At 75.8% G+C, this 7,198-nt stretch carries 8 protein-coding genes; 4 read left to right on the top strand and 4 right to left on the bottom strand.

All coding sequences use genetic code 11. The annotated features are described in order from the left end of the window. Window positions 1-224: 224 nt before the first annotated feature. From ACFXHB_RS36850 to ACFXHB_RS36840, 3 genes are all read right to left on the bottom strand, one after another. Entirely contained in the window at window positions 225-635 is a 411-nt protein-coding gene (locus ACFXHB_RS36850) for a hypothetical protein (protein ID WP_380580077.1), read from the bottom strand. Between the two features lie 245 nt (window positions 636-880). Continuing rightward, the gene (locus ACFXHB_RS36845) at window positions 881-1,015 is read right to left on the bottom strand and encodes a hypothetical protein (RefSeq protein WP_380580075.1); all 135 of its coding nucleotides are present in this window, start codon (window positions 1,013-1,015) and stop codon (window positions 881-883) included. A 219-nt stretch (window positions 1,016-1,234) separates the two neighbouring features. Beyond that, window positions 1,235-2,626 carry a hypothetical protein gene (locus ACFXHB_RS36840; protein ID WP_380580073.1) on the bottom strand — a complete coding sequence of 464 codons (1,392 nt, stop codon included), beginning with the start codon at window positions 2,624-2,626 and terminating at the stop codon, window positions 1,235-1,237. 254 nt (window positions 2,627-2,880) lie between these two features. Here ACFXHB_RS36840 and ACFXHB_RS36835 point away from each other — a divergent pair, with 254 nt between their 5' ends. Next, window positions 2,881-3,726: a class I SAM-dependent methyltransferase gene (locus tag ACFXHB_RS36835; RefSeq protein WP_380580071.1), complete on the top strand. Its 846-nt coding sequence runs from the start codon at window positions 2,881-2,883 to the stop codon at window positions 3,724-3,726. 82 nt (window positions 3,727-3,808) lie between these two features. Here ACFXHB_RS36835 and ACFXHB_RS36830 read toward each other — a convergent pair whose 3' ends face one another. Further along, a complete protein-coding gene (locus tag ACFXHB_RS36830; protein ID WP_380580069.1) occupies window positions 3,809-4,441 on the bottom strand; it encodes a TetR/AcrR family transcriptional regulator in 633 nt (210 codons plus the stop codon). Window positions 4,442-4,651: 210 nt separating this feature from the next. On the opposite strand from ACFXHB_RS36830, the gene ACFXHB_RS36825 reads away from it, so the two are divergent. The 3 genes from ACFXHB_RS36825 to ACFXHB_RS36815 are packed head-to-tail and all read left to right on the top strand — an operon-like array spanning window position 4,652 to window position 7,190. Then, window positions 4,652-5,410, top strand: a complete 759-nt coding sequence (locus tag ACFXHB_RS36825; protein WP_380580067.1) for an SDR family oxidoreductase — start codon at window positions 4,652-4,654, stop codon at window positions 5,408-5,410. 5 nt (window positions 5,411-5,415) lie between these two features. After that, complete coding sequence (locus ACFXHB_RS36820) at window positions 5,416-6,222, top strand: SDR family NAD(P)-dependent oxidoreductase (RefSeq protein ID WP_380580065.1); 807 nt, start codon at window positions 5,416-5,418, stop codon at window positions 6,220-6,222. Continuing rightward, window positions 6,219-7,190 carry an NADPH:quinone oxidoreductase family protein gene (locus tag ACFXHB_RS36815; protein WP_380580063.1) on the top strand — a complete coding sequence of 324 codons (972 nt, stop codon included), beginning with the start codon at window positions 6,219-6,221 and terminating at the stop codon, window positions 7,188-7,190. The genes ACFXHB_RS36820 and ACFXHB_RS36815 overlap by 4 nt, the downstream gene beginning before the upstream one ends. The last annotated feature ends 8 nt before the right edge of the window (window positions 7,191-7,198 follow it).

Below are 7,198 nucleotides of genomic sequence, written 5' to 3'. Positions count from 1 at the left end.
CCGCGGGCGGCTCGCCGCACCCGGGGGCGCCGGCCGGCGGCTCGGCGGCGGACGGGGCGGCCCCGGCGGGCGCGACGGTGCGGCTGGCCTCGGCGCGCACCAGCGCGCCCATGGCGGTGTAGACGTCGAAGGGCATGACGGTACTCCTGCGGTGTGGACCTGACGGTGGGCACGGAGGAGCGGCGCGGCGGGGCCGGAGCCCCGGAGCGCGGCCCCGGGGCCCGTCAGCAGCGCAGGACGGTTCCTCGCCCGGCCGCGTCCGAGCGGGCGGGCTCGGTGGTCGGCCCGGCCGCGGCACGGCCGGGCGGGGCACCGGCCGCGAGGGCGGCCGGCGGCCGGGGTGCCGGGAGGAGCGCTCCCGCCAGCGGGGCACGGGAGTGACCGATCCGGTGGGTGGAGGCGGCGCCCGGGGTGACCCCGTCGTCGCGCCGGCGCTCGGCGGGCTCCGGACAGCCGTCCGCGTCGAACGGCACGGCGGGGCCGGCGGGGTCCTGGACCGTCACACAGCGGTCGAGGGCGAGCCGGTGGAGGGAGTCGACCGTCCCGGCCCCGGTCAGCAGGGCGAGGACGGCGGCCAGCAGCACCGCGAGGGCGCACCGGGTCGCGCGGTCACCATGCCGAACCGTAGGCCCCATGCGCACCCTTCCGACGACGTCCCTGTCCAGCTAACCGCCCGCGCCTCCCGACACCCGCCCGCCCCACCCGATGGAGTGAAGGACTTCACTCGCCCGGTCGACCCGGACGGACGGACGGGGCGCTCGGACGGCCGCGCGCACCGAGCGGACCGGGCGGACCGGGCGGACCGGGCGGACCGGGCGGACCGGGCGGACCGGGCGGACCGGGCGAGTGTGCGCGGGCTCCGGCGCGTGCCGGACCGCCGCTACCCGAGGGTGACCACCCGCGCCCGGCCGGGCGGGTCGGTCGCGGTATCGATCACGGACGGCGGCACGGCGAACTCGCGCACGCGCTGCCAGAGGGAGAGACGGAAGTCCCGGTTCGCGGTCGAAGTGAGCATCAGCACTCACCTTGCGCGGACGGGGCCTCCCATCCGGATGCGGAACGAGTGGTCATCGCGGGGAACCCAGCGCCGCGCCGACGGCCTGTCAGGTGCTTCTCCACCGGGGGGCCTTCACCCCGGCCGACCGGACCGGGGCTGCCGGGCCGGTGGGCCGGTGGGCCAGTGGGCCGGACCGGGACCTTCGCGCGGAAGTCCCGGCCCGGCGCCCCGCGCGGGCTACGGCACCTTCGCGTCGGGCAGCCGCTCGGCCTTCACCAGGCAGTCGCGGAACTCGTACCAGGGCGCCGGACCGGTCCACCGCAGGAAGCCGGCGCTCCCGGTGCCGGCCTCCTGGTTGGCGAAGCGGCAGCCGTCGTAGAGCAGCTTGCCCGCGGTGCTCGCGGTGCCCGAGGTCACCTGGTGCGCGCCGAGCAGGGCGCAGTCCTGGTAGCGGATCACCGGTCCGCGCGAGGGGTTGACGGCGTCGAAGCGGTACACGTGCGGGACGGCCTTGTCGGTCAGCGCCCAGGACTCGAAGGCGCGCGCCGTGTCGTCGCAGGACACGAAGGTGACGGTGCCCTTGTACCAGGCGGAGTCGATCACCTTGTGGCCGGTGCCGCGGACCTCGAACCGGATGCCCTGGGCGTACAGGCGCATCACCGAGTCGGCCCGCGGCGAGTTGGCGCCCAGTTTGAAGAAGGTGCCGGTCGACTTGGCGTCGACGAGGATGTAGGACCCCCCGATGAAGTTCATCGATCCGCCGCGCTCGTTGCGCACGAAGATGCCCGACTGGAACTCCACCTTGCAGTCGCGGAAGGTGAAGTTGAGGAACTGGTCCTGCTGCTGCTCGGTCGGTGTCCCGCCCATCACCAGGAAGGCGTCCGCGTAGGAGCCGCTGATCTGGCAGTGGTCCCAGCCCATCTCGCTGTTGAGGTTGGAGTTGGGCCCGGGGCCGTCGAGGACGATGCCCGCCTTCCAGGCGCCGCGCCAGTCGACGTCGGTGTACCAGGTGTCCTGCACCCCGAAGGTCTTGGAGGAGAACGAGTAGTTGAAGGTCGCGGTGGCGTCCTGGCTCTCGAAGGTCAGGCCGCTGATCCGGATGTTCCGGTAGCGGTCCATGTTCCGCCAGAACACGGTGTCGCGGACCGTCGGCGCGTACACGATGCGGGACACGCGCTTGCCGAACCCGGTGATCGAGATGCCGTCGATGACGCTCTGGGTCGAGCGGTCGGTGTTCTGGGTCGCCGGCAGCAGGCTGTCGGGCTGGGTGAGCAGGTAGGTGCCCGGCGGGATCAGCAGGACCTTCTTCGGGGTGACGCCGGTCTCCGGCGCGCCGCCGAGCATCTCGGCCACGGCGTCCCGGAAGGCGGTGTCGCTGGGGGTGGCCCCGGTCGGGTCGGCGCCCCTGGCGACGACGTCGACCACGTAGGTACCCGCTCCGGCCGCCACCGCCGCGGGCGCGGCGACGGCGCCCTGGCCGCCGAGTGCCAGGCCCCCGGCCACGGCGCCCACCCCGGTCAGCCCGGCGAGCAGGGCGCGCCGGCCCGGGCGGCGCCCCGGGTCGCCCTCGGGCCCGCCCGCCGCTCCGGCCGCCCCGGCCCGCGTGCTGCGCGTGGAATCTGTGGACATCGCCAACCCCCGTCGATGAGAACTGCGTCGGTGCCGCGACCCGTCAGTGGATCATGGCCGGACCTCGTGATCATCTGGCATGTCCCGGCCCCGGCACAAGGGTCCGTGCGACCCGGCCCGGCCCGCGCGGGCCACCCGGGCGGACGCGTCGGACCGGCACGGGTCGCGGCCCGTCGGTAGCTTGGGCGGGACGGCGGCGGCCCGGCACAGCGGGGACGCGGAGCACGGAGCGGCGGAACGGCGGGCTGGTTCGGATGGTCAGTGGCGAGCTCGACCTCACCGGGCTCCGGCGGGTCTACGGGCGGCCGGGGAGCAAACTCTTCTACACGCTCGTCTGCCGCAACGCCCGGCACTGGGGGTGGACCGAACCGGGCCAGTCCAAGTGGCGCTGCTGGCAGGCGCAGCGGCGCCTCGAAGGCGTCCTCGGCCGGAAGTTGGCGCTGCCCGCCGGGTCGCGGGTGCTGGACGCCGGCTGCGGCGCGGGGGTGGTGGCGCGCGAGCTGGCCTCCCGGTTCGGCCTGCGGATCACCGGTGTCGACGTGCTGGACTTCCACGTCCGCGAGGCCCGCCGGCTCAGCGCCCGCGCGGCACTGGAGGAGCGGACCGCCTTCTCCTGGGGCGACTACCACGACCTGGAGTTCCCCGACGGCTCCTTCGACGGTGTGTACTCGATGGAGACCCTGGTGCACGCCTACGACCCCGAGCGGGCGTTGGCGGAGTTCCACCGCGTGCTCCGGCCGGGCGGCCGGCTGGTCGTGCTGGGCCCGGTCGGCGCGCCGCCGGAGGAGATCAGCCCCGAGGGCCGCGCGGTCCTGGACCCGTACCTCGACGCGATGGTCTTCCCGGGGGCCAAGCGGTACGACTCCCGCAGTCTGGGCCGGCTGCTCACCGGGGCGGGTTTCCGGGTCGAGGAGGCCCTGGACGCCACCGACCGGTACCGCCCGACCTCGGACGCGCTCTACGCCTACTTCCGGCTGCCGTACGCGGTGCTGCGCCTGTTCGGCCCGGCGGAGAAGTGGCTCGGCCTGCGGTCGGTGGTGGAGATGTACCAGGTGCGGGACTACGTGTCCTGGTTCGTGCACACCGCCGTCAAGCCGTAGCGCCCGCGAGCCGCGCCGCCGTCAAGCCGTAGCGCCCGCGAGCCGCGCCGCCGTCGACCGGCAGCGCCGTCGCCCCGCGTCCTCACCCGAGCTTCGCGCCCAGCATCCGCAGCACCAGATCGCCGTAGCGGCGCCCGAGTTCCTCCGGTGTCTCGCTGCTGCGGCCGGTGTACCAACGGGACACGTCGATCCCCAGCGAGGTGACGGCGCGGGCCGCCGTCCGGACTTCGACGACCTCGAAGGCACCGGCCCCGACACCCGCCTCGATGAGGGCGCTGACCTCGCGCTCGATGTCCAGCCGCAGGGCCGCGACCACCGTGTAGGCGTCCGCCGGCAGCGCGTGCAGCTCGTAGTTGACCACCCGGCCGACCGTGCGCGCCCGGGCGTGCCAGGCCGTGAACTCCTCCACCAGGTGCCGCATCCGGTCCACCGGGTCGCCCTCGCCGGCCACCGCGTCCCGGACCAGCGCCAGGGTGGCCGCGTGGCCGGCCCGGCTGATCTCGGCCAGCAGGGCGGCCTTGGACGGGTAGTGGATGTACAGCGCGGCCGGGCTCATCCCGGCGGCGGTGGCGATGTCCCGGGTGGTGGTCGCGTGGAAGCCGCGCTCCGCGAACGACTCGACGGCGGCCTGGAGCAGCCGGAACGCCGCCTCGGGGCGGGCGTCGGCCACGCCGGGCGGGCTGGGCCAGAGTTCGGCGATCGGCGTGCTGGTCATGGCGCCATCCTCGCAGATAAGTCGTACCGGAAGTCCGGTCACACCGGCCGGGGAGGGTCCGGCCGGCTGTTGACAGGGTCCCGCACCGACAGCATGCTAAGCAAGCGCTTAGTCACCGGCCCGGTCGATCGGCCGGACCGCGGCCGCACCCCGGCGGCCGACACCGCAGCAGCGGACAAACCCCAGCAGAACCGCGCGAAAGGACCCTCCGTGGTGCACTCCTTCAAGGGCCGGGTGGCCGTCGTCACCGGATCCAGCCGGGGCATCGGCCTCGGGATCGCGCGCGAGCTGATCGCCCGCGGCGCCCGGGTCTGCCTGACCGCCCGCACCCCCGAGCCGCTCGCCGAGGCCGTCCGCGACCTGGGCGGCCCCGAGGTCGCGATCGGCGTCGCGGGCAAGGCGGACGACCCGGCCCACCAGGACGAAGCGGTGGCCCGCACCATGGAGGCCTTCGGCCGGCTCGACCACCTGGTGAACAACACCGGCATCAACCCGGTCTTCGGCCCGGTCCTGGAGACCGACGAGGCGGCCGCCGCCAAGATCCTCGCCGTCAACGTGCTCGCCCCGCTCGGCTGGACCCGCCGCGCCCACGCCGCGTGGATGGGCGAGCACGGCGGCTCGGTGGTCAACGTCTCCTCCATCACGGGCATCCGGGCCTCGCTCGGCATCGGCATGTACGGGGTCTCCAAGGCCGCCCTGATCCGGCTCACCACCGAACTGGCCGCCGAACTCGGCGGCCAGGGCATCCGGGTGAACGCCGTGGCGCCGGCCGTGGTCAAGACCAAGTTCGCCGCGGCGCTCTACGAGGGCCGGGAGGAGCAGGTCGCCGCCGCGTACCCGCTGGGCCGCCTCGGCGTGCCGGAGGACGTCGCCGGCGCGGTCGCCTTCCTGCTGTCCTCGGACGCCGCCTGGATCACCGGCCAGACCCTGGTCGTCGACGGCGGCGTCACCCTCGGCGGCGGGATGTGAACGCCGTGACGGACGAACACCGGAGCCGGACCGGCGGGTACGAGGGCCAGGGCGTGGTGGTCACCGGCGCGGGCCGGGGCATCGGCGCCGCCCTGGCCCGCGCCTTCGCGGCGGCGGGCGCCCGGGTGGTCGTCAACGACCTCGACGCCGGGGCCGCCGAGGCGGTGGCCGCCGGCTGCGGCGGCACCGCCGTCCCCGGGGACGCGGCCTCCGCCGAGGGCGTCGCCGACCTGGTCGGCCGGGCCCGGGCGGCGCTCGGCGACATCGACGTCTGGTGCGCCAACGCCGGAGTCGCCCCGGTCGGCGGCGCGGACGCGCCGGCCGCCGCCTGGGCGAGCGCCTGGGAGGTGAACGTGCTGGCCCACGTCCGCGCCGCCGACCTGCTGCTCCCCCGCTGGCTGGAGCGCGGCACCGGGCGGTTCGTGGCCACCGTCTCGGCCGCCGGTGTCCTCACCATGCTCGGCTCGGCCCCGTACGCGGTCACCAAGCACGGCGCGCTCGCCTTCGCCGAGTGGCTCGCCGCGACCTACCGCCACCGGGGCGTGCGGGTGCACGCGCTCTGCCCGCAGGGGGTGCGCACCGACATGCTGGCCTCGACCGGAGCGGTCGGCCGGGCCCTGCTGGCGCCGACCGCGCTGGACCCGGCGGACGTCGCCGACGCCCTGCTGGCCGGGCTGCGCGAGGAGCGCTTCCTGATCCTGCCGCACCCCGAGGTCGCCGAGTACTACGCGGTCCGGGCCACCGACCCGGACCGTTGGCTCGGCGGGATGAACCGGCTCCAGCGGGAGCTCGAAAGGAGCGAGGCGCTGTGAGGGCCTGGCAGGTGACCGAGTTGGGCGAGCCGCGCGAGGTGCTGCGGCTGGCCGAGGACGTACCGCGGCCGTCCCCCGGGCCGGACCAGCTGCTGGTCCGGGTGCGGGCCGCCGCGGTCAACTTCCCCGACGCGCTGATGGTGCGCGGCCGGTACCAGGTCCGTCCGCCGCTGCCGTTCACCCCCGGCGTCGAGCTGTGCGGCGAGGTGGTGGCGGGCGACCGCGCGGGCGAGCGGGTGATCGGCACCCCGGTGCTGCCCGGCGGCGCCTTCGCCGAGTACGCCCTGCTGGACGCCGCGGCGGCCTTCCCGGCCCCGCCCGCGCTGGACGACGCGGAGGCCGCCGCGCTGCACATCGGCCACCAGACCGCCTGGTTCGCCCTGCACCGGCGGGCCGGACTGCGGGCCGGTGAGACCCTGCTGGTGCACGCGGCGGCGGGCGGGGTCGGCAGTGCGGCGGTCCAGCTCGGCCGGGCGGCCGGCGCGCGGGTGATCGCCGTCGTCGGCGGCGCCGGGAAGGCGGCCGTCGCGCGCGGGCTCGGCGCCGACCTGGTGGTGGACCGGACCACCGAGGACTTCGTCGCGGCGGTCAAGGAGGCCACCGGCGGACGCGGCGCGGACGTGGTCTTCGACCCGGTCGGCGGCGCGGCCTACACCGGCTCCACCCGGTGCGTCGCCTTCGAGGGCCGGATCGTGGTGGTCGGCTTCGCCGGCGGCGAGATCCCGGCCCCGGCGCTGAACCACGCGCTGGTGAAGAACTACAGCATCCTCGGGCTGCACTGGGGGCTCTACACCACCCGGGACCCACGGGCCGTCCGGGCCGCCCACGAGGAGTTGACCCGGCTGGCCGCGGCCGGCACGGTCCGCCCGCTGGTGAGCGCCCGCCTCCCGCTCGCCGGGGCGGCCGAGGCCGTCCAGCAGGTCGCGGACGGTCGCAGCACCGGGCGGCTGGTGGTCCTCGGGGCGTAGCGCCCCAC

This window comes from Kitasatospora sp. NPDC059327 (assembly GCF_042752535.1).
In the GTDB taxonomy this organism is placed as follows: domain Bacteria; phylum Actinomycetota; class Actinomycetes; order Streptomycetales; family Streptomycetaceae; genus Kitasatospora.
The sequence above is the reverse complement of the archived record's forward strand: the minus strand, read 5'-3'. Positions and strand labels throughout refer to the sequence as shown.